Genomic DNA, 19,707 nt, shown 5'->3' on the forward strand with positions numbered 1-19,707 from the left:
TTCAAGGGTAAACACGTATAAAGCACTTTGGAAGGAGCGGCGAACCGTGAAAAACCGTTGGGTCAGTGGACTTTTATATGCTTTAACGGGCTCCGTCATCATGCTTATGGTCAGTATCCTTCTTGGAGGAGAGCCTTATTGGAATGGAATAATTGGTTTTCTGCGGGGAGGGTTTACTTATGGGGCATTTTTTCGTCCAGTGATGGAAAAGAAAATGAAATCAAAATAAAGGATGGGTATGCTTCAAAAATCGTATATGCAGAGAGGGGAGGAGGATGTGTTTGTCTGTTAACGCCTCACAGATGGTATGAATCGGAGGTTTTGAGGAAGTAACATGAAGTTTAACTTCATTTGCTACGTGTAATAATTACTATATAAGCATATTCTAATCAGGACAGTATATTATAAGGAGGAAGCAACATGCAGCTTAATGCAGCGCAAAAATTAATTCAAGATCATTTGCTGTCAGGAGAGATGAAGCCCGGAGAAGAGATTGGTTTAAAAATTGATCAGACGTTGACGCAGGATGCGACAGGTACCATGGTGATGCTGGAACTGGAAGCGATGGGCATTGATAAAGTGAAAACAGAGGCCTCTGCACAGTACGTGGATCATAACCTGATTCAGGAAGATTTTCGGAATGCGGATGATCACCTATTTTTACGAAGTGCGGCACAGAAATTCGGTATTTATTACAGCAGACCCGGAAATGGGGTCAGCCATCCAGTTCATATGCAGCAGCTGGCACGGCCGGGAAAAACCTTATTAGGTTCGGATAGTCACACATGTGCCAATGGCTGTATGGGCATGTTAGCGATTGGTGCAGGCGGAATTGATGTTACGATGGCAATGGCCGGTGAAGCTTACTATGTGAAAATGCCGCGCATCATGGGGGTTGAATTAACAGGAAAACTGCCAGATTGGGTCAGCGCCAAGGACGTTATTTTAGAAATGCTGCGCCGTCATGGCGTAAAAGGCGGTGTCGGTAAAATCCTTGAATACTATGGACCAGGCGTGAAGGAGTTATCTGCTATGGATCGGCATGTGATTGCCAATATGGGAGCAGAGCTTGGAGCGACCGCCACAGTATTTCCGTCAGATAAAGAAATTAAACATTTTCTAAAAACACAAGGGCGCGAAGACGAGTGGATTGAATTAAAAGCAGATGATGGAGCGGATTACGATGAACATGAAGAAATTGATTTATCTGCGCTGGAACCTTTAATTGCAAAACCTTCCAGTCCGGGGAATGTGGTGCCTGTTACGGAAGTAGCCGGAGAAGACATATACCAGTCTTACATCGGTTCTTCTGCTAATCCGGGATACCGCGATTTTGCGATTGCCAGTGAAATCGTGAAAGGGAAGCAGATTGCGAATGGCGCTTCTCTGGATATTAACCCGACCTCCAGGCAATTGCTGGAGCAGCTTGTAGAAAACGGACATATTGCGAATCTGCTGTCTGCCGGCGCCCGGATGCATCAGGCAGGGTGCAATGGCTGTATTGGCATGGGACAAGCTCCGGCTACAGGTAAAAACAGTTTACGGACGACACCCCGGAATTTCCCAGGACGGTCTGGAACAAGAGAAGACAGTGTATTTCTTTGCAGCCCGGAAACAGCCGCTGCATCTGTATTAACCGGGGTTATTACAGATCCGAGAACATTGGATATGCCTTATCCGGAAATAAAAGAACCGACTACTTTTTCCACGCAGGGCATGCTGGAAGCACCACCGAAAGATAATCATCAGATTGAACTGGAAAAAGGACCGAATATCACGGCCATCCCAGATTTTGAACCGATTGAGGATAACTTTGATGTTCCTGTTTTACTGAAAATGAATGATAACATTTCAACAGATGAAATTCTCGCTGGCGGTTCACGCGTCTTGCCATACCGCAGTAATATTCAAAAAATCAGTACTTTTGCATTTGAAATTATTGATGATGATTATTACGAAACGGCGATGAAACAACGTGATGACGGTGGCCATATGGTTGTTGCAGGTTTTAATTACGGCCAGGGTTCAAGCCGGGAGCATGCGGCGCTCGCACCGCGTTATCTTGGATTAAAGGTCGTACTTGTAAAAGACTTTGCCCGTATTCACCTGCAGAACTTGATTAATTTCGGTATTTTACCGTTAACGTTCGTCAATGAGGAAGACTATGATCTGGTTCGTCAGGAGGATACGCTTGAATTTCGTCACATCCACCAGACGATTCAAAATCAGCAAACCTTCGATATTAAATTAAAAGGAACAGATCGTACGATTACCGTTCAGCATGATCTGACCAAACGGCAGCTTGAAATTCTGCTGGCCGGCGGAATTATTAATTGGATTAAAGAAAAACAATAGAAAGGAAGTCAGCAATGGGATCTCAGGAGCATGCCTGTAAAGCTTGTGAAGGAACAGGTTTATTAAGAGATGATGAGCAGTGGCAGTATACTTGCACTGTTTGTCACGGTGATGGATTTGTTGCCGCTGTGGAGAAGACGGAAAAGCTTCAAGTCGATGAGAACCACAGGGTCATTGATTAATAATAAACAGTCGGAGCAGTTCTGTTTACAGATACAGTCGCTGCTTCGACTTTTTTTGCATATAAAAACACCAAATCGTTTCTTTAAATATATTCTTTACATTTAAGAATAACCAGATTTACAATCCTGTCGACAGAAAGCTTTCGTTGTGAAATAATATATGAAAAAAGTATCGAGGTCATATATACCGTGTGATACAGAAGAGGGTGTCTATTAGATGATACATATTGCCCCGCTGCAAATAGAAGATGAGGATAAGCTTTACACATTTGAATTACATAATAGAAAGTACTTTGAAAAATTTGTTCCTTCCCGTGGAGAAGCGTTTTACCAAAAGGATTACTTTCATGACAGACTACGTGAATTGCTGAAGGAACAAGCGGATAGTAAATCTTATTTTTTTCTAATCAAGGATGCTGATGGAGAAATTTTGGGGAGAGTTAACTTAACAGATATTCGTCCTTCACAGAAAATTGGCTTTTTAGGATATCGGGTTGGTGAAGCTCATACGGGAAAAGGGATAGCAGGAAAGGCAGTTGAGCTTCTCAAAGTGGAAGCGGAGAAAACATTAAGATTAAAGGGTATCAAGGCACAGACAACTGCAGATAATATAGCTTCTCAAAGCGTTCTGGGAAAGAATGGGTTTAAGGAAATAAGCAGGGAAGATACTGTTTATGAAGGAAAGCCTCTTACTTTTGTTTACTATCAATTAAGCTTTTAAAATCAATAGTTGCATTGATAAAATGAAGCAGTCTGATTGGAATTTCCATCAGACTGCTTCATATCGAGTTATTTTTCCAGCCATTGATTCACAAGATTTCGATTATCATTCACCCATTTTTCAGCACCTTCCAGCGCTTCTTTTCCTTCATTTTCAGCCTCACTGACGTAGCTCATCAATTCACCAATTTGTTCATCATCCATTTTCCAATTTTTCAACCATTGATCGACTTCTGGATAATCCTCATGAAAATTTTGGCGGGTTGCGTGATGAATTTTTTCAGCCTCTCCAAAGATATTTTGAGGGTCGTCTAAATATTTTAAGTCCATTTCTGAAAATACACGATGTGGGTTCCATAACGGCACAACAATATCCTCTTCATTAGTGATTGCCTGTTGTAACGCGGTCAGCATAGCGGGTTCGGAGCTGGCCGTGAGCTCATAATCCAGCTCGTATGCTTCCATTGCTTCTTCCACTACTAACATCGTGCCTGCTCCGGCATCGAATCCAGTTATTTCTCCATTTAAACTTTCCTTATTCGCATTTAAATCTTCTATACTATCCAAATAATCCATATAAGCCGGTACGACTAAACCAACTTTTGCATTATCATACCAAGTTTCTTCTGAGAAATTAATAGCATCTTCATATTGTGCTACATATTCTGCATCTTGAACAGGCAGCCATATTTCAGGACTGATATCCAGCTCATCATTTTCAAGTGCCGCCATTTGTGTCCCGATATCTAATAAATGCAAGTTTACTTCATAACCTTCTTCTTCTAGAATGAATTTCCACATATTTGTAATTGCGATATTTTCTTCCCAGCTGATTTGGCCCATATCGAGGCTGTTGGGATTATCATCTTCTGCCGCGGATTCGTTGTTCGATGTATTTCCGCCGCATGCACTTAATAATAGAATCGAAATTGCTGTGATAATGAGAATATTTATAGGTTGTTTTTGAAAGTTAAAGATGGTATCTCTCCTCTTAGTCTTTTTGGGATGTGTCCTTTGGTAAAAACTCAAAAATTTCTTCGGATCGAATACTGTGTACCAACTGATCCAGCCAGTTGTAATAAACCTTGGACTGGTTTAATAATTCATAATGATGTCTAGCTTCTTCTTTGAAGCTGTCAGAAACATGCTCGTCATGGATAATTTCAAGGAGCGGTTTTTCAGCTTGCTGGATGGCTTCCATATTTGTTTTTGCTTCCCGTTCCCACATTTGGCAGAAGTAGGCCATAAAGGAATGAAAGAAATTTTTCTCCGCAGTATAGGTATGTTTTCTGGAACCACGCTGGAATTTCTTTTTTACCATTCCAATTTGCTGGAGATGGCGTACATTGGTGCTCATACTAGGCTTGCTCATACCAAGCTCTTCCCGCATTTCATCCAAATTCATTTGATTTTCAAAATACATCGTTGCATATATTTTACCGGCAGCTGGTGTTACACCGTATAAGTCCATCGTTTCCGATATCGATTGAATAACCTGATCTTTTGCCTCTTCTATTTGTTCTCTTGCCCTCTCGTCATGGGGATTGTTCAAAATAATGACCTCCTACAGATCAATGTCCATAAAGTTAAATTTTTTCTTAACAAACTTAATGATAGTAAAATATATAAATTTGTCAAATGATTTGAGAATGCCAAAGCAAGGTTCTTTTATACATATAAGAAGAAAACAGGTTCGTTTGACAGGATGAAATTTATTCGTTAAGATTTATTTTGTTCACAACGTTAAATTTTTTCTTAACAAAGTTAACGTAAGTTAGGAGGAACTCATTTGGATACCAGCAAACAATATATCAATGGGGAATGGGTGCTTGCCCTCTCTGGAGAGACAAGAGAAATAATTAACCCTTTTAATCAGGAAGTCATTGCACTTGCTGCAGAAGGTAATGAAGAAGATGCTAAATTGGCCGTTGCTGCAGCTAGAAATGTTTTTGACCAAGGTGATTGGTCAGCGACTTCAGCAACTGAACGGGGAAATATCGTTCGTGATATTGCTGCACTGATTGAAAGAGATAAAGAAGAATTAGCAGAATTAGAATCGCTCGATACTGGAAAAACAGTGGAAGAGAGCAGAGGAGATATGGATGATATTGCCGGCGTATTTCGGTATTATGCAGAATTAGCAGATAAAGATGGCGGTGAAATGATTGATTCACCTGTCCTACATACTATAAGTAAAGTAGTCAAAGAACCTGTCGGTGTATGTGGACAAATTACTCCGTGGAACTATCCTTTATTACAGGCTTCCTGGAAATTAGCTCCTGCGCTTGCTGCAGGAAATACATTAATTATGAAGCCGAGTGAAATTACTCCTTTAACAACCATTAAAGTATTTGAACTCATGGAAGAAGCAGGCGTGCCAAAAGGAGTGGTTAATCTTGTATTGGGAGCTGGAGCAACGGTTGGAGAGGAGTTAGCCATCAATGAAGATGTGGACTTGATTTCTTTTACAGGCGGGATTGAAACAGGGAAACGTATTATGCGGTCAGCCAGCTCCAATGTGAAAAAGTTAGCTTTAGAGCTTGGCGGAAAAAATCCCAATGTTATTTTTGCTGATGCAAATTTTGAAACCGCAGTTGATCAGGCATTGAATGCGGTATTCTTCCATGCAGGACAAATATGCTCAGCAGGAACACGCATTATTGTGGAGGAAAGTATTCACGATGCGTTTGTTGAGGAATTGGTGGAACGTGTGAGAAAGATTCGGTTAGGCAGTGGTTTTGATAAGAATACGCAAATGGGACCGTTAATTTCAAAAATACATTTAGAAAAAGTGATGGCCTATGTAAATAATGGCGTGAAAGAAGGCGCAAAGGTTGCGGTTGGAGGAGCTCGTCCTGATGAACCAGCACTGCAAAATGGCTTTTTCTATTTACCAACCGTCTTGACTGGATGTACAACGGAAATGAATGTTGTACAGCATGAAGGGTTCGGTCCGGTTATTACGATAGAAACATTTCGTAATGAGGAAGAAGCTATCCGTCTCGCAAATGATTCTATTTATGGATTAGCTGGCGGGGTCTGGACAAAAGATATTGCGAAAGCAGAGCGATGTGTCGCTAACATGCGGATGGGTACAGTATGGATTAATGATTTTAATGTATACTTCCCGCATGCTCCATGGGGAGGCTTCAAGCAGTCAGGCATCGGCAGGGAATTAGGCAAACTTGGCCTGGAAGAATATCAGGAAACAAAGCATGTTTACCATAATATAAATCCAGAGCCGATAAATTGGTTTTGAGGATAATAGAATATGATTTTGATAATGAAATAGATATTAAATACGTTTTTGGAGGAATGTACAATGAGTCTTCATATGAAAGTAGAGCATATGCATAAATTTCATCAATTTGAATTACCAACAGCGATAAAACATGGAATCGGCGCGATAAAACATGTTGGGGAAGAGGTAAAAAACTTGGGAGTTACAAAAGCTTTATTAGTAACAGACCCGGGGATTTATCAGGCAGGTGTGACTGCGCCGATTGAAGCATCTTTGAAGAATGCCGGCATAGAAGTTGTTCTATTCAACAAAGTAGAGCCGAATCCTCCAGTGCGTTTGATTGCAGAAGGGTCCAATTTATATAAATCGGAAGACTGTAATGGACTTGTAGCAGTGGGCGGAGGCAGCTCAATGGATACTGCTAAAGGAATCGGTGTAGAAGCGACCCATGATGGAAGCGTACTGGATTACGAAGCAGCGGATGGGAAAAAACCGTTAGAAAATCGCATACCTCCGCTAACAACAATTCCAACAACAGCTGGAACAGGCTCGGAAGTAACGCAATGGGCTGTTATTACAGATGAAGAAAGAGAATTTAAATTTAATACAGGCGGACCATTGATTGCTGCTTATTTAACAATTATTGATCCAGAGCTGCATGTTTCGATGCCACCGCATGTAACAGCAATGACTGGGATTGACGCGTTAGCACATGCCATCGAGTGTTATACCATGCATTATGCCCAGCCGGTGACAGATGCTGCAGCATTACTTGCGATAGAATACGTCGGTAAATATATTCGACGAGCATATTCAGATGGAAATGATCTGGAAGCACGCTACGGGATGGCACAAGCTGCGATGTTAGCAGGGTTATCCTATGGCAGTGAATCAGCAGGGGCAGCACATGCGATGTCGCAAACACTTGGAGGAATCATTCCAGTAGCGCATGGTCAGGCTGTCGCAGCGATGATGGGCCCTGTTATGGAATATAATTGGAAAGGTCACCCAGCGAAATTTGCACGTATTGCTAAAGGGCTAGGTATCAATACATTTAATTTGACGGAGGAAGAGGCAGCTAAAGCAGCTGTGAATGAAGTTTATCAATTGGTAGAAGATTTAGAGGTTCCCAGCCTAGAAGAACAAGGCGTATCACCAGATATGACCGACCGTCTTGCGAAAGAAGCAATGAAAGATCCGCAAACAATTGGGAATCCGAGAGACTTGAATAAAGAAGGTTATAAATGGATTTATGGCCGCTGCTTCAACCAGGTTGAAAAAACAATATAATATTTTTTAAGAAGAACCTCCAACAGCAGCAGGATTACGTTGGAGGTTTTACATAGAAAACAGAATATTTTAGAGTAATTTGAAGAGAGAGCTGAAAAGTCTCTCTGTTTTTATATGGAATGAAGCGACATCATTACCCTTTAAATTACTCCTTGCAAGCCAACGGTTAAATATTGGTTCCCAGCGTAAGTCCGCCATCTACCACAATTTCAGCACCATTACAATAAGCACTCTCATCCGAAGCGAGAAAAGCAGCTACCTGTGCGATATCGTTAGACTGTCCGAGTCTTTTTAATGGGATAGCCTCAGCTTCGTTCACCTCTAGATTGCTGTCACTCACCATATTTGTTTGAATAACACCTGGATGAATCGAATTGACTCTGATTCCTTTTGGTCCTAATTCGATGGCAGCAGATTTTGAAAGATTGGACACTGCTGCTTTGGAAGCTGCATAAGCCGCTGCATCATTGATTGGAGAAAAAGCAGAGATAGATACATTATTAATAATGGATCCTTTTTGCTGTTTCTCCATGTAGGGTGCGACCGTCTTTATCCCCATAAAGACACCGAGCTGATTCACTTGGATCAACTGATGAAAATCCTCTGCAGTCGTCTCTAATAAAGGTTTTTTAATGAATATACCTGCATTGTTCACCAGTACATCTATTTTATTATAGGTTTGAATAACAGATTGAACAGCTGCTGTCCAGTCCGTTTCTTTGCTTACATCTAATTGAACAGGAAGGCTTTGGTCTTGCCCAATTTCTATTGAAAGAGCTTCCGCATCCTCCAAATTCCTTGCTCCGACGGCAACTTTTGCGCCAAGTGAAGCGAAATGTTGAGCGATTCCTTTCCCTTGTCCACGATTTGCTCCAGTAATTAATACAACTTGATCTTTTAAATTTGTCATAATTTCTCCTTTAATGTTGATTGCTTTCTGTTTGAAATTACCACAGCGTATCTGCTGAACAGCATTTCAATATATAAATACATTCATTACCCTACCTTCAAAAGCCTGATCAGTCAATAACAAAGAAGAATTATCAATTATACTTTTGAATAAATTTATTCCTTTTTTATAAAAAGGGTTTCAATATATTCAATCATGTGATAAAGTATAGGAAATTCTAAAAATTACATTTTCAAAAGGAGGATAACATTGCAAACGCTTAATTTTGATTTGAAACCAAAGGTGAAAGAATTTCTTGAAGAAACTATCGGACTTTATATTAATGGAGACTACGTTGAGGCAGCAGCAGGCAATAAATTTGATGTTGTAGATCCTGCTACAGAGGATAGAATCGCTCAAGTTTATAAGGGAGACAGCGGTGACGTAGACCGTGCAGTAAAAGCTGCCAGAACAGCTTTTGATGAAGGGGAATGGACGAAAATGGAAGCGTCTTCCCGGTCTCGAATGATTTATAAATTGGCAGATTTGCTTGAGGAGAATCGCGAAGAATTAGCTCAATTGGAGTCGCTGGATAATGGAAAGCCTTACAAAGTGGCCTTAACAGATGATGTGGATGGCACGATTGAACACTTCAGATATTATGCTGGATTTGCTACAAAAATTCAGGGAAAGACAACGAATGTATCTCCCGATTATATAAATTATACGGTACACGAACCAGTGGGCGTGGTTGGACAAATTATTCCATGGAATTTCCCGCTGTTAATGGCTGCCTGGAAGCTGGGATCCGCACTTGCTGTCGGCTGTACAGTGGTTATCAAACCAGCAACTGAGACACCTTTATCCTTGCTTTATATCGCAAAATTATTTAACGAAGCCGGATTCCCGAACGGTGTTGTCAATATCGTCCCCGGATCAGGAAGAGAAGCTGGCGAGTCGATTATTACACATCCGCTGGTTGATAAAGTAGCATTTACTGGTTCAACGAATGTAGGAAAAGATGTGATGAAAAAAGCGGCAGATCAGTTAAAGGGTGTAACACTGGAATTAGGCGGCAAATCACCTAGCATTATTCTGGAAGACGCCAATACAAAAAAAGCAATTGAAGGCGCATTCTCAGGAACGATGTATAATCATGGTCAGAATTGCAGTGCCTGCACAAGAGTATACGTACAAAGAAAGCTATATGACGAAGTTTTGCAAGGGCTTTCAGAAGAATTGGAGAAGGTTAAGCTTGGACACGGCATGAATCCAGAGACAGATATGGGGCCGCTGGTATCTAAGAAACAGCAGCAGACCGTGCTTGATTACATTCAGACAGGTATTGACGAAGGTGCAAGACTGATTGGAGATAGCTCTCCGGTGTCTGATAAAGGATATTTCGTTAAACCAGTTATATTTGCGGATGTAGAGGATGATATGACCGTTGCCAGAGAAGAAATTTTCGGACCGGTAATGACCGTTCATGTCTTTGATACGGTAGAAGAAGGTATCCGCAGAGCAAATGACAGCGAATACGGATTAGCGTCAAGTGTATGGACAGAAAATATTAGAAAAGGTCACTATATTGCCGGCAAGCTGCAGGCAGGAACCGTATGGATTAATGATGTTGGACAAGAATGGGAAACAATGCCATTCGGAGGATATAAACAATCTGGCATCGGCCGAGAAATGGGCGGCGAATATGGCTTAGAAAACTATACAGAAGTTAAAAGTGTTTTTGTGAATATAGAACAAGATGAAAATAATGAATAAAAATATGAGGAGGTTTTTTACATGACAAAACCAACAGGAATGATACCGGCTTTACCAACGCCTATGAATGAGGACAATAGCATTAATTATAATGGGATTGGAGAAGTAATTGACCATCTTATTGGTAATGGAATTGAGACGATATTAGTGGGGGGGAGCACTGGCGAGTATTCCCTAATGAGCTTGGATGAAAGAAAAGAAGTAATTAAGTATGTTTGTGAAAAAGCAAGCGGCCGAGCGAAAGTAATGGCTGGTACAGGATGCCATCGTTTAGAGGATACAATTGCACTTACAAAATTTGCATCGGAAGCAGGAGCGGAATGGGCATTAGTCATTAATCCTTATTATATGCAGACAAGCGAACAGGGAATTGTTGATTATTATAAAGCGGTTGCAGAGAATTCGGATATCGGCATTGTTATCTATCATTACCCGGAAGCAACGAATGTGGTATTAAGTCCGGAATTACTTCATGAGATAAGTGAAATTGAGGGTGTTGTAGGAATAAAAAATACGGATGATCAAGTTCACACCTGCAAATTATTAGAGCTTACAAAAGATAATCCTAATTTTTCCGTATTGACTGGATTTGAACACCTTATTGTACCTACGTTAGCAATTGGCGGACATGGGACGATTGGTGTTGTTCATAATCTAGTTCCTGCAGAGATGGTGCGTCTATATGATTTGATAGTAAATGAAAATAATATTCAAGAAGCGATTGAATTAAATAAAAAACTGATGCCTTTATACAATGCGATTGAAGAAGAAGTGATACCAGGTACGGTAAAAGCCGGATTAGAAGCGTTGGGATTACCTGGAGGAACTAGCAGATTACCACTATTACCAGCATCAGAAGCATATCAGCAAAAAATCAAGAGCCTATTATCAGATGCAGGTGTACTAAAAACGGAGGAAGTAAAATGAAAGATGTAATCATCATTGGTGGAGGACTTGCCGGGCTATCAGCAGCCTGGCGTCTGAAACACCACGACATTTTAGTATTGGAATCAGAAAATCGTATTGGCGGACGTGTTCATTCGGAACGAAGAGGAGATTACTGGCTGAATTGGGGAGGGCATCTCTATGCCGGACCCGGTTCAGCTACCGATGAATTATTACAATCTGTAGGAGTAACATCATCACCTGTACCTGGCACGTTAACCGCAATGTCTTTAAATGGGAAGCTGCTTTTAAAAGGTTCTGTTGAGATGTATCCTTTTCGAGCGCCGATGTCATGGAAATCCAGATTTGCACTGATACGAGCAGGCGCAAAAGTGCGCGCAGCTGTGATCCGATATGGACAAATTGCCAAGAGAAGACCAGGAGAAGATTATAGAGTGCAGCAGCAGCGCATCTTAGAATTTATGGATGACAAAACGTTTACCGATTTTACCGGAAAATTGCCAACAGATGCGGATTCCATTTTCAGGCCTACTGTCAGTCGTTCCACGGGCAGTCCAGAGACCATTACTGCAGGGTCAGGTGTAGGTTATTTTCACACTGTATGGAATAAAAGTGACGGGCTTGGAAGAAACATCGATGGAGGACCGTCAACACTTACAGACACTATTGCAAAGGAATTAGGGGGAAGTGTTCAGCTGAATGCAAAGGTGGTTGAGGTGCTTCAGAAAAAAGATTCTGTGGTAGTAAGATATACGCAAAATGGTGTGGAGTATGTCGAGGAAGCTCGTTATGCCGTACTTGCTACCCCTGCTCCGATTACAAGGAAAGTAACTAAAAATATTGATTCGGAACTTGGTGAGGCGCTTGATAAGGTAACTTACGGCCCGCATGTAAGTGCTGCCTTCCTGACGGATGAAACAGAACCGCAAGTTTGGGATAATGTCTATTCTTTTGCTACACCAAAAAGAGCATTTGACATTGTTCTGAATCAAACCAATCTGGTCCGGGCAAGGGAAACGAAAAGACAGCCGGGCAGCAGCATCATGACATTTTCGCCTGGTGAAAGCGGCAGTCGCTTAATTGATAAGCCGAGAGAAGAAATCATTGATATCATATTGAAGGATTTAGATGATATTTTTCCTGGCTTTAGCGATCATGTTGTGGAAGCACGAGTAAACAAGTACCCATATGGATCTGCTTATATTTTTCCAGGGCGTGCAAAGATACAGCCTATTTTAACAAAACCGGATGGGCGCTTATTCCTGGCGGGAGATTATTTAGGGTCAACTTATACAGAGACAGCTGTTCAATCCGGGTTTACTGCGGCACAAAATATAAATAGTCTTCTAGGAACAGAGGCCAATAGCGAAGTAACAACATTCTCACAGGTGCCATCAGATATATATATGGCAGACGGTTCATGATACATTGCTAAACTTTGAAATATATTATTTGTAATACATGATTCATTTGTAATAGCAAAACCATGTATTACAAATCATTCTTTTTATTAAAAAGGTAAACCACAATCCTTTGAATGTAAACGCTTACCATATAAGTGTATATTCATGGAAGTTTATATAAGAGGGATTTAAGTTGGGAAGGGAGAACGTATGAAAAACATATTAAAAATCAGCAGTGCTTTTATAGGGGCAGTTTTAGGCGCTGGCTTTGCTTCCGGACAAGAGATTCTGCAATATTTCACAAGTTTTGGTCAAGTTGGAATCGTTGGGGCAATTGCCGTATCGATATTGTTTGGTATTACCGGAATGATGTTAGTAAGTATCGGATATAAGTTAAAGGCCATTTCTCATATGGAAGTTATTCGTCAGATCAGCGGACGCTATTTAGGAATGGGGTATGACATTGTCATTATCTTCGTACTGTTTGGCATTGGATTAGTGATGCTGGCTGGATCTGGGCCTATTTTCAGTCAGCAATTGAATATACCGACATACGTGGGAACAATACTTATGTCTGTGCTGGTGCTGATAACGATTATGACAGGGGTAAAAAAAGTTATCCAAGTGCTTGCGATTGTAACGCCGGTATTTTTACTCGTTATCGTCTTTGTAAATATTTATAGTCTGATAACGAGTAATAATTCAACTGCAGAGATGGAAGCAATTGCATTGCAGCAGCCTTCTGTTACAAATCATTGGTTTTCCGCCGCTTTTAACTATTTATCTGTCGTTACGCTTACAAACGCAGCAATGCTGTTTATTATGGGAGGCAGTGAGACAAATGGAAAGCAAGCTGTAATCGGCGGTTTTCTTGGCGGATTGCTTTGCGGCGTCTTAGTATTAGTCAGCAACCTGGCTATTTTCCAAAATATAGATACCGTTGCATCCCTGCCGATGCCTACGCTGGGACTGGCAACTCAAATATCGCCGCTCTTAGGAGTGATATTCTCTGTAGCTTTATTCGGTATGATTTTTAGTACAGCAGTGAGTATGTTTTTCTCTTTCAGTTCACGCTTTTTTGAACCAAAAACGAAGGGGTTTAATGTATTCAGTGTTATTGCTTTAGTTGTAGCCAGCAGCTTAAGCTTGTATGGTTTTTCTGAATTGATTTCTATCGTGTTCCCGATTGTCGGCTATCTGGGATATGTTTTTATGGTTATCTTAGTAGTTGGAGCTTTTCGAATAAAGTCAAAATCGAAGGAGGCCCCCAAAAAAGCTGATTTGAAAATAGCAAAGTAAATTTTTTCACTATTCTATTTGCCGAGAAGCCCCCTGGCCAGAAATGTTAATCATGACGTTTGCTTCATGATAAGTTATAATGTCCTATATGAACAAATCAGACAAAGTTAACTGTGAAATAGATACATCTCTGCGATTGATATCGTGCATGAAGTGAAACGTCCTTTCATTAAATTGGATCGTTTTAGGGGAGGAAAATGGAATGGCAGACAATCATCAATCCTTAGTAGAAGAAATGGTCAATTTAAAGGATCGTCTACCTAAAAGGCAAAGATATTTATGTGATTTTATATTAAAAAACTATTCATCCTTGGGTTTAATTACTGTAAAAGAGCTCTCTGAAGAATCGGGTGTCGGCGTATCAACAGTTATGCGGACGATTCATTCATTAGGATATAGCAACTTTAATGATTTTAGAAAAGACATTTATGATGAGTCACTGACTGAAAAAACAAATTCAAAATGGAAGCTGAGGGATTCTCTTTCAGATGCTCCAGAGAATAAAAAATATGAGCACACGATGGTTCGGATGAGTAAGGAATCCGTAGAGCTGCTGGATAAATCGTTAAACGAAGAGCTGTTGGAAAACTTTGATAAAACAATCGATATGATGAGTAAAGCTGCGTGCATTAATATCTTTGGAACAAGGCCTTATAAACCGGTTGCTCTTTACTTTGAACAGCTGATAGGAGAATTTTATCCGAAGTTAAGACAGTTAAGTCACGATTCAGAAATTGTTTTCGATAAGGTTCTGCAAATCGAAAAAGATGAAGTATTGATTATTTTTGCTTTTGAACCGTATACAGAACGAATTATTCAAGCAGCTAAAGTAGCTTTTGATTTAGGTGTTCCCATTATTTTAATCACGGATCATATTTCTTGTCCGATTATAAATTATGCCACAGCGATTTTAAAAATCGAAGTGAGTGATGATAAATTCTCTATTGTGCCAACCATCGCTTTAATCGAAGCCATCGTGATTGAATTTGGAAAACGATCTTCTGTTGATTCGATGAAGAAGCTGAATAAACTGGAAAAAACATTAAAGGAACATCATGTGACATTTTCTTATTAAGTGATTACCAAAGCTGTTCTTCACAAAACATAGAAAATAGCTGTCCAAAAATAAAATCAGGTAACCTTTGCTTAACAGCTGCCTGATTTTATTGGGATGTTCAGATAATGCAAAATAAGAACTTGTTATATGGAAGTGAGGTTTCAGCATTCAGCCCAAGATTGGGGGAATCGTCAAGTTTTCAGAAGCCGGATCAGTATTAAAAATGGATTTCTCGTGCTATTATTATCCGGGAATCTATTTATCTTTCGTTAATGCTGGACCGGCTTCGCAATAGAAATACTCGAATCTCTTCTTAACAAAATAAAAATCACTCTCAGAGGAGGGATAATCATTGAAACAAGGAACCATTAATATTCTTTTAGTAGTATCAATTATTTGCATATCCTTATCAGCCATCTTTGTAAAATTATCGGATGCGCCTTCTACCATTATGGTAATGTATCGGATGTTTTTGGCCTGTTTGTTAATTCTTCCTATCGTGTACAAATACCGAAAGTCATTTTTAATGATAAAAAGAAAAGAATGGGCAGCTATTACATTTGCCGGAATCTTTCTAGCCGGTCACTTTGGATTATGGTTTGAATCATTAAATCATACGACGGTGGCAAGCTCTACCTTGATATTAGCGCTGCAGCCTGCAATTGCCTTGGTTGGAGGTCTGATTTTCTTTAAAGAAAAAATAGATATCCGTACCGTGACAGCAATGGGGATTGCATTTGCTGGAGTTGTTGTGGTTGGAGGCGGAAGTTTTGGCGGCGGCAGCGGAGCCTTGTTAGGAAATATTTTATCTTTTCTTGCTGTCGTTTCTGTAGTGCTGTATTTAATGATCGGTCAACGAAATGTAAAATCTATCAATCACTGGGTATACAGCTTTTTAGTATTTTTGGTGGCAGGGATTACCGTAGCTATATTTAATCTGATAGGCGGAATAGCTTTCATTGGCTATAGTGGAAATGATTGGATGGTTTTCCTGATGCTTGCTATTTTTCCGACTGGAGCACATATTATTTTTAATCTGCTATTAAACTATGTTAATACAACCACCGTTTCAATGAGTACATTAGGAGAGCCGATCGGTGCCTCCATACTGGCTGTTATTCTATTGAATGAGGTGCTTACTTCTGTGGAAATGATAGGCGGTGTACTGATTATTGCCGGAATATTTTACTTCCTGAGATTGCAAGGCGGTTCGAAACAAGCAGTGCCAAAAGAATCGGAAAGCCTGTAAAGTCAAACTTCACTCAGCGGAGGTTATGGACGATTCTCCGTGATAAGGTGTCAATTCCCTCCCCTCGGCTTTTACAACCAGTTAATCTGCGGTAAAATGGGTGAGCGGATAGTCTTTCATTTCAGTTATCCGCCCTAACAAGGAAGTTTTGATACGAGGAGTGAATGAGATGAAAAGAAATCCAAGAGTCTGTGTTGTTGGAAGCATCAATATGGACATGGTGACAACAACAGATAAAGTACCTGAGCAAGGGGAAACGGTTCTTGGTGAATCGTTCACAACCTATCCCGGCGGCAAAGGAGCAAACCAGGCAATTGCGGCAGCCAGACTGGGAGCAGATGTTGTTATGGTAGGAGCCGTTGGCGAGGATGCTTTTGGAAAAAGTTTAAAAGAACGTTTCCGAAACGAAGGTGCAGATAACGAAGCAATTATTACCGTTCCTCATGAATCTACCGGCGTTGCCTCCATTATTGTTTCGGACGGAGATAATCGAATTATTGTTGCCCCGGGTGCCAATAAATATGTCACACCTGATCTGATACAAGAGAAACAAGATATAATTCTGTCCAGCGATATTATTTTAATGCAGTTTGAAATACCGATGGAAACCATTGAATTTACGGTAAACCTTGCGTATGAGCATCAGATTCCTGTAGTTATTAATCCGGCGCCATTTGCTGATATTTCAGAGACAGTGGCAGAGAAGGCAGCATTTTTAACACCTAATAATTTGGAACTCTCGGAAATGAAGCAGTCGATAGATACTTCCTTGATAAAAGGGAAAATCATTGAAACAAGAGGAGAGCATGGTGTTGTATTTACCCTGTCAGATGGAGAAGAGAAAAAAGTTCCTTCCTTTAAAGCAGAGGTGAAAGATACAACCGGAGCAGGAGATACGTTTAATGGTGCTTTTGTTACAGAATATGCAAAAGAAAAGAATATTGAAAAAGCCATTCTGTTTGCGAATGCAGCCGCATCATTAGCAGTAGAAAAACGTGGTGCGCAAGAAGGAATGCCTGTCAGGGAAGCAGTAGTACGAAGAATGCAAGAAGCAGGCAGATAAAAGAAAATATTTAATCGAGTAAAAAAGAATAGAGGATATTTTCTTCAATAGAGAAATAGATAATCAAGCTGTTTAGTGTAAAATGCTGACAGCTTTTTTATGTTCGAAAAAGAATATTTATTTTATTTTTGAAAACGCTTGCAAAAACATCTTTTTTCAGTATAATTAGTGATAGCAATATTCCAAAAAGTATAAATTATTCCACGAGTTTCAACAACTTCAAATTTTTATTCCATATAAAGAGCTAATTAAATGTCGTTTTACTTTATAAATGAGAACGGGAGGAACACGAATGGCAGAAATCGTCCTCGAACTAAAAGAGCTGCATACCCATTTTTTTACGGAGAGCGGAGAAATACCTGCTGTCAACGGAGTAAGTATTAAAGTCCACAAGGGGAAGGTCGTCGGGATTGTTGGAGAATCAGGCAGTGGAAAAAGTGTTACTTCACTTTCGGTTATGAAGCTGATTCCCAGCCCGCCAGGAAAAATTGTAAGCGGGGAAATGAATTTTAAAGGAGAAAATCTTGTAAAAGCTTCCGAGAAACGAATGAAAAAGCTTCGGGGAAATGAAATATCCATGATCTTCCAAGAGCCGATGACATCTCTCAACCCATTATTTACAATAGGGAATCAGCTTATTGAAGCGATTCGGCTGCATCAGAAAATAACAAAAAAAGAAGCACGAAAAAAAGCGATTGACATGCTGCAGCTTGTTGGCATCCCCAGAGCAGGTGAGGTTGCAGGGGAGTACCCGCATCAATTATCCGGCGGGATGAGGCAGCGGGTGATGATTGCGATGGCGATGTCCTGTGATCCGGAATTATTGATTGCAGACGAGCCCACCACAGCACTTGATGTAACGATTCAAGCGCAAATCTTAGATTTAATGCGAAATTTAAATAAGGAAGAAGATACAGCTATTTTGCTGATTACGCACGATTTAGGCGTTGTTGCAGAAATCTGCGACAGAGTAGTGGTGATGTACGCAGGACAAATAGTTGAAGAAGGGACAACCAGAGAAATATTAAAAGACCCCGAGCATCCCTACACACAAGGACTGATTAAGTCACTTCCTAACATGCATGAAAGAGAACAGCAATTATATTCCATTCCAGGTGTGGTGCCGAAGCCAAAAATGAACAGCGTCGGATGTCATTTTGCGCCAAGATGCGAATTTGCTTTTGAACGTTGTTTTCAGGAGAATCCAGGTCTTTATGCTTTGGGTAATCAACGTCAGAGCAGATGCTTTTTACATGAGGATACAGAAGGGAAGGTAAAAAAGCATGCAAAAGCCGATATTGGAAGTTGATGGTCTGAAGAAATATTTTGATATTAAAGGTGGGCCTATAGGGAGAAAAGTCGGCGAGGTAAAGGCGGTCGATGATGTATCTTTTACGGTGATGGAAGGAGAAATCATGGGTATCGTAGGGGAATCAGGCTGTGGGAAATCCACCACAGGAAAGTCAATTTTGCGCCTGATTGAACCGACAGAAGGCAAAGTGAAATTTCAGGATCAGGATATAACCAGCTTAACGAACAGCGAAATGCGCCGTTTGCGAAAAGATATGCAAATTATATTTCAGGATCCCTACGCTTCTTTGAATCCGAGGCATACGGTAGAAAAAATAATTAGTGAGCCATTGCTGGTGCATGGAATGACATCTGCAAAGCAGCGGCTGGACAGAGTAGGAGAACTTTTAGAAGTAGTAGGCTTGAGTCCTTATCATGCGAAAAGATATCCGCATCAATTCAGCGGAGGGCAAAGACAGCGGATCGGCATTGCGAGGGCACTTGCCAATAACCCTAAATTGGTTATATGCGATGAGCCGGTTTCTGCATTGGATGTATCAATTCAATCACAAATACTTAATTTAATGGAAAAACTGCGGGATGAATTTAACTTGACCTATATTTTTATTGCGCATGATTTAAGTGTGGTCAAGCATATCAGTGATCGCATCGGTGTGATGTATTTAGGGAGAATGGTTGAGCTTACAGAGAAAAATAAGCTCTATGATAATCCAAAACACCCTTATACACAGGCGCTGCTTTCTGCCGTGCCGCTTCCTGATCCGGATTTGCCGAGGAACAGGATTATTTTGAAGGGGGACGTACCAAGTCCTGCCAACCCGCCTTCCGGGTGTGCTTTTCATACAAGGTGTCCGCATGCGATGGATATCTGCCAAGAAGTAAGACCGGCTTTTCAGCCTGTGGAAGATAATCATTTTGTGGCCTGTCATTTATATAAATAAACGGGATGACAAAATATGAATCTTA

General features: G+C 40.5%; 18 protein-coding genes. 15 read left to right on the top strand and 3 right to left on the bottom strand.

Going from position 1 to position 19,707, the window contains the following annotated elements:
- Nucleotides 1-46: 46 nt before the first annotated feature.
- The 4 genes from MKY65_RS05825 to MKY65_RS05840 all read left to right on the top strand — a co-directional run bounded on the left by MKY65_RS05825 (nt 47) and on the right by MKY65_RS05840 (nt 3,258).
- On the top strand, nt 47-229 hold the full coding sequence (locus MKY65_RS05825) for a hypothetical protein (protein ID WP_339183157.1): 183 nt from the start codon (nt 47-49) through the stop codon (nt 227-229).
- A 191-nt stretch (nt 230-420) separates the two neighbouring features.
- Complete coding sequence (locus tag MKY65_RS05830; protein ID WP_339183159.1) at nt 421-2,355, top strand: aconitate hydratase; 1,935 nt, start codon at nt 421-423, stop codon at nt 2,353-2,355.
- Between the two features lie 14 nt (nt 2,356-2,369).
- Nucleotides 2,370-2,537, top strand: coding sequence for a hypothetical protein (locus tag MKY65_RS05835; RefSeq protein WP_175297038.1), 168 nt, complete (start codon nt 2,370-2,372; stop codon nt 2,535-2,537).
- 217 nt (nt 2,538-2,754) lie between these two features.
- Nucleotides 2,755-3,258, top strand: coding sequence for a GNAT family N-acetyltransferase (locus tag MKY65_RS05840; protein ID WP_339183161.1), 504 nt, complete (start codon nt 2,755-2,757; stop codon nt 3,256-3,258).
- A gap of 68 nt (nt 3,259-3,326) precedes the next feature.
- Here MKY65_RS05840 and MKY65_RS05845 read toward each other — a convergent pair whose 3' ends face one another.
- Nucleotides 3,327-4,286 (bottom strand): glycine betaine ABC transporter substrate-binding protein, encoded by a 960-nt coding sequence (locus MKY65_RS05845; RefSeq protein ID WP_339183163.1) that lies wholly within the window; start codon nt 4,284-4,286, stop codon nt 3,327-3,329.
- Complete coding sequence (locus MKY65_RS05850) at nt 4,249-4,809, bottom strand: GbsR/MarR family transcriptional regulator (protein ID WP_339183165.1); 561 nt, start codon at nt 4,807-4,809, stop codon at nt 4,249-4,251. The genes MKY65_RS05845 and MKY65_RS05850 overlap by 38 nt, the downstream gene beginning before the upstream one ends.
- A gap of 237 nt (nt 4,810-5,046) precedes the next feature.
- Here MKY65_RS05850 and betB point away from each other — a divergent pair, with 237 nt between their 5' ends.
- Entirely contained in the window at nt 5,047-6,516 is a 1,470-nt protein-coding gene (betB, locus tag MKY65_RS05855; RefSeq protein WP_339183167.1) for a betaine-aldehyde dehydrogenase, read from the top strand.
- A 63-nt stretch (nt 6,517-6,579) separates the two neighbouring features.
- A complete protein-coding gene (locus MKY65_RS05860; RefSeq protein WP_339183169.1) occupies nt 6,580-7,788 on the top strand; it encodes an iron-containing alcohol dehydrogenase in 1,209 nt (402 codons plus the stop codon).
- A gap of 166 nt (nt 7,789-7,954) precedes the next feature.
- On the opposite strand, the gene MKY65_RS05865 is transcribed toward MKY65_RS05860, so the two are convergent.
- Nucleotides 7,955-8,698 (bottom strand): SDR family oxidoreductase, encoded by a 744-nt coding sequence (locus tag MKY65_RS05865; protein ID WP_339183171.1) that lies wholly within the window; start codon nt 8,696-8,698, stop codon nt 7,955-7,957.
- A 249-nt stretch (nt 8,699-8,947) separates the two neighbouring features.
- On the opposite strand from MKY65_RS05865, the gene MKY65_RS05870 reads away from it, so the two are divergent.
- The 9 genes from MKY65_RS05870 (at nt 8,948) to MKY65_RS05910 (ending at nt 19,682) form a co-directional block, all read left to right on the top strand.
- On the top strand, nt 8,948-10,453 hold the full coding sequence (locus MKY65_RS05870; protein WP_339183173.1) for an aldehyde dehydrogenase family protein: 1,506 nt from the start codon (nt 8,948-8,950) through the stop codon (nt 10,451-10,453).
- A 21-nt stretch (nt 10,454-10,474) separates the two neighbouring features.
- On the top strand, nt 10,475-11,380 hold the full coding sequence (gene dapA / locus MKY65_RS05875) for a 4-hydroxy-tetrahydrodipicolinate synthase (RefSeq protein WP_339183175.1): 906 nt from the start codon (nt 10,475-10,477) through the stop codon (nt 11,378-11,380).
- The gene (locus tag MKY65_RS05880; RefSeq protein ID WP_339183177.1) at nt 11,377-12,783 is read left to right on the top strand and encodes an NAD(P)/FAD-dependent oxidoreductase; all 1,407 of its coding nucleotides are present in this window, start codon (nt 11,377-11,379) and stop codon (nt 12,781-12,783) included. Before dapA ends, MKY65_RS05880 begins: the two co-directional genes overlap by 4 nt.
- A gap of 189 nt (nt 12,784-12,972) precedes the next feature.
- Nucleotides 12,973-14,061, top strand: coding sequence for a hypothetical protein (locus MKY65_RS05885; protein ID WP_339183179.1), 1,089 nt, complete (start codon nt 12,973-12,975; stop codon nt 14,059-14,061).
- A 202-nt stretch (nt 14,062-14,263) separates the two neighbouring features.
- Nucleotides 14,264-15,136, top strand: coding sequence for a MurR/RpiR family transcriptional regulator (locus MKY65_RS05890; RefSeq protein ID WP_339183182.1), 873 nt, complete (start codon nt 14,264-14,266; stop codon nt 15,134-15,136).
- A 334-nt stretch (nt 15,137-15,470) separates the two neighbouring features.
- Nucleotides 15,471-16,367 carry a DMT family transporter gene (locus tag MKY65_RS05895; RefSeq protein ID WP_339183184.1) on the top strand — a complete coding sequence of 299 codons (897 nt, stop codon included), beginning with the start codon at nt 15,471-15,473 and terminating at the stop codon, nt 16,365-16,367.
- A 169-nt stretch (nt 16,368-16,536) separates the two neighbouring features.
- Nucleotides 16,537-17,430: a ribokinase gene (locus MKY65_RS05900; protein WP_339183185.1), complete on the top strand. Its 894-nt coding sequence runs from the start codon at nt 16,537-16,539 to the stop codon at nt 17,428-17,430.
- Nucleotides 17,431-17,722: 292 nt separating this feature from the next.
- Nucleotides 17,723-18,739 carry an ABC transporter ATP-binding protein gene (locus tag MKY65_RS05905; RefSeq protein ID WP_339183187.1) on the top strand — a complete coding sequence of 339 codons (1,017 nt, stop codon included), beginning with the start codon at nt 17,723-17,725 and terminating at the stop codon, nt 18,737-18,739.
- Nucleotides 18,714-19,682, top strand: a complete 969-nt coding sequence (locus tag MKY65_RS05910; RefSeq protein ID WP_339183189.1) for a dipeptide ABC transporter ATP-binding protein — start codon at nt 18,714-18,716, stop codon at nt 19,680-19,682. Before MKY65_RS05905 ends, MKY65_RS05910 begins: the two co-directional genes overlap by 26 nt.
- Nucleotides 19,683-19,707 lie beyond the last annotated feature (25 nt).

Source organism: Oceanobacillus sp. FSL W7-1293, assembly GCF_037969815.1.
Classification (GTDB): Bacteria; Bacillota; Bacilli; order Bacillales; family Amphibacillaceae; genus Oceanobacillus; species Oceanobacillus oncorhynchi.

What these genes read in the sequence shown, in the direction of transcription:
- MKY65_RS05865 (WP_339183171.1), bottom strand. Translation starts at nt 8,698, where the DNA reads ATGACAAATTTAAAAGATCAAGTTGTATTAATTACTGGAGCAAATCGT.
- MKY65_RS05835 (WP_175297038.1), top strand. Translation starts at nt 2,370, where the DNA reads ATGGGATCTCAGGAGCATGCCTGTAAAGCTTGTGAAGGAACAGGTTTA.
- MKY65_RS05885 (WP_339183179.1), top strand. Translation starts at nt 12,973, where the DNA reads ATGAAAAACATATTAAAAATCAGCAGTGCTTTTATAGGGGCAGTTTTA.
- dapA (WP_339183175.1), top strand. Translation starts at nt 10,475, where the DNA reads ATGACAAAACCAACAGGAATGATACCGGCTTTACCAACGCCTATGAAT.
- MKY65_RS05830 (WP_339183159.1), top strand. Translation starts at nt 421, where the DNA reads ATGCAGCTTAATGCAGCGCAAAAATTAATTCAAGATCATTTGCTGTCA.
- MKY65_RS05880 (WP_339183177.1), top strand. Translation starts at nt 11,377, where the DNA reads ATGAAAGATGTAATCATCATTGGTGGAGGACTTGCCGGGCTATCAGCA.
- MKY65_RS05890 (WP_339183182.1), top strand. Translation starts at nt 14,264, where the DNA reads ATGGCAGACAATCATCAATCCTTAGTAGAAGAAATGGTCAATTTAAAG.
- MKY65_RS05860 (WP_339183169.1), top strand. Translation starts at nt 6,580, where the DNA reads ATGAGTCTTCATATGAAAGTAGAGCATATGCATAAATTTCATCAATTT.
- MKY65_RS05900 (WP_339183185.1), top strand. Translation starts at nt 16,537, where the DNA reads ATGAAAAGAAATCCAAGAGTCTGTGTTGTTGGAAGCATCAATATGGAC.
- MKY65_RS05910 (WP_339183189.1), top strand. Translation starts at nt 18,714, where the DNA reads ATGCAAAAGCCGATATTGGAAGTTGATGGTCTGAAGAAATATTTTGAT.
- MKY65_RS05905 (WP_339183187.1), top strand. Translation starts at nt 17,723, where the DNA reads ATGGCAGAAATCGTCCTCGAACTAAAAGAGCTGCATACCCATTTTTTT.
- MKY65_RS05840 (WP_339183161.1), top strand. Translation starts at nt 2,755, where the DNA reads ATGATACATATTGCCCCGCTGCAAATAGAAGATGAGGATAAGCTTTAC.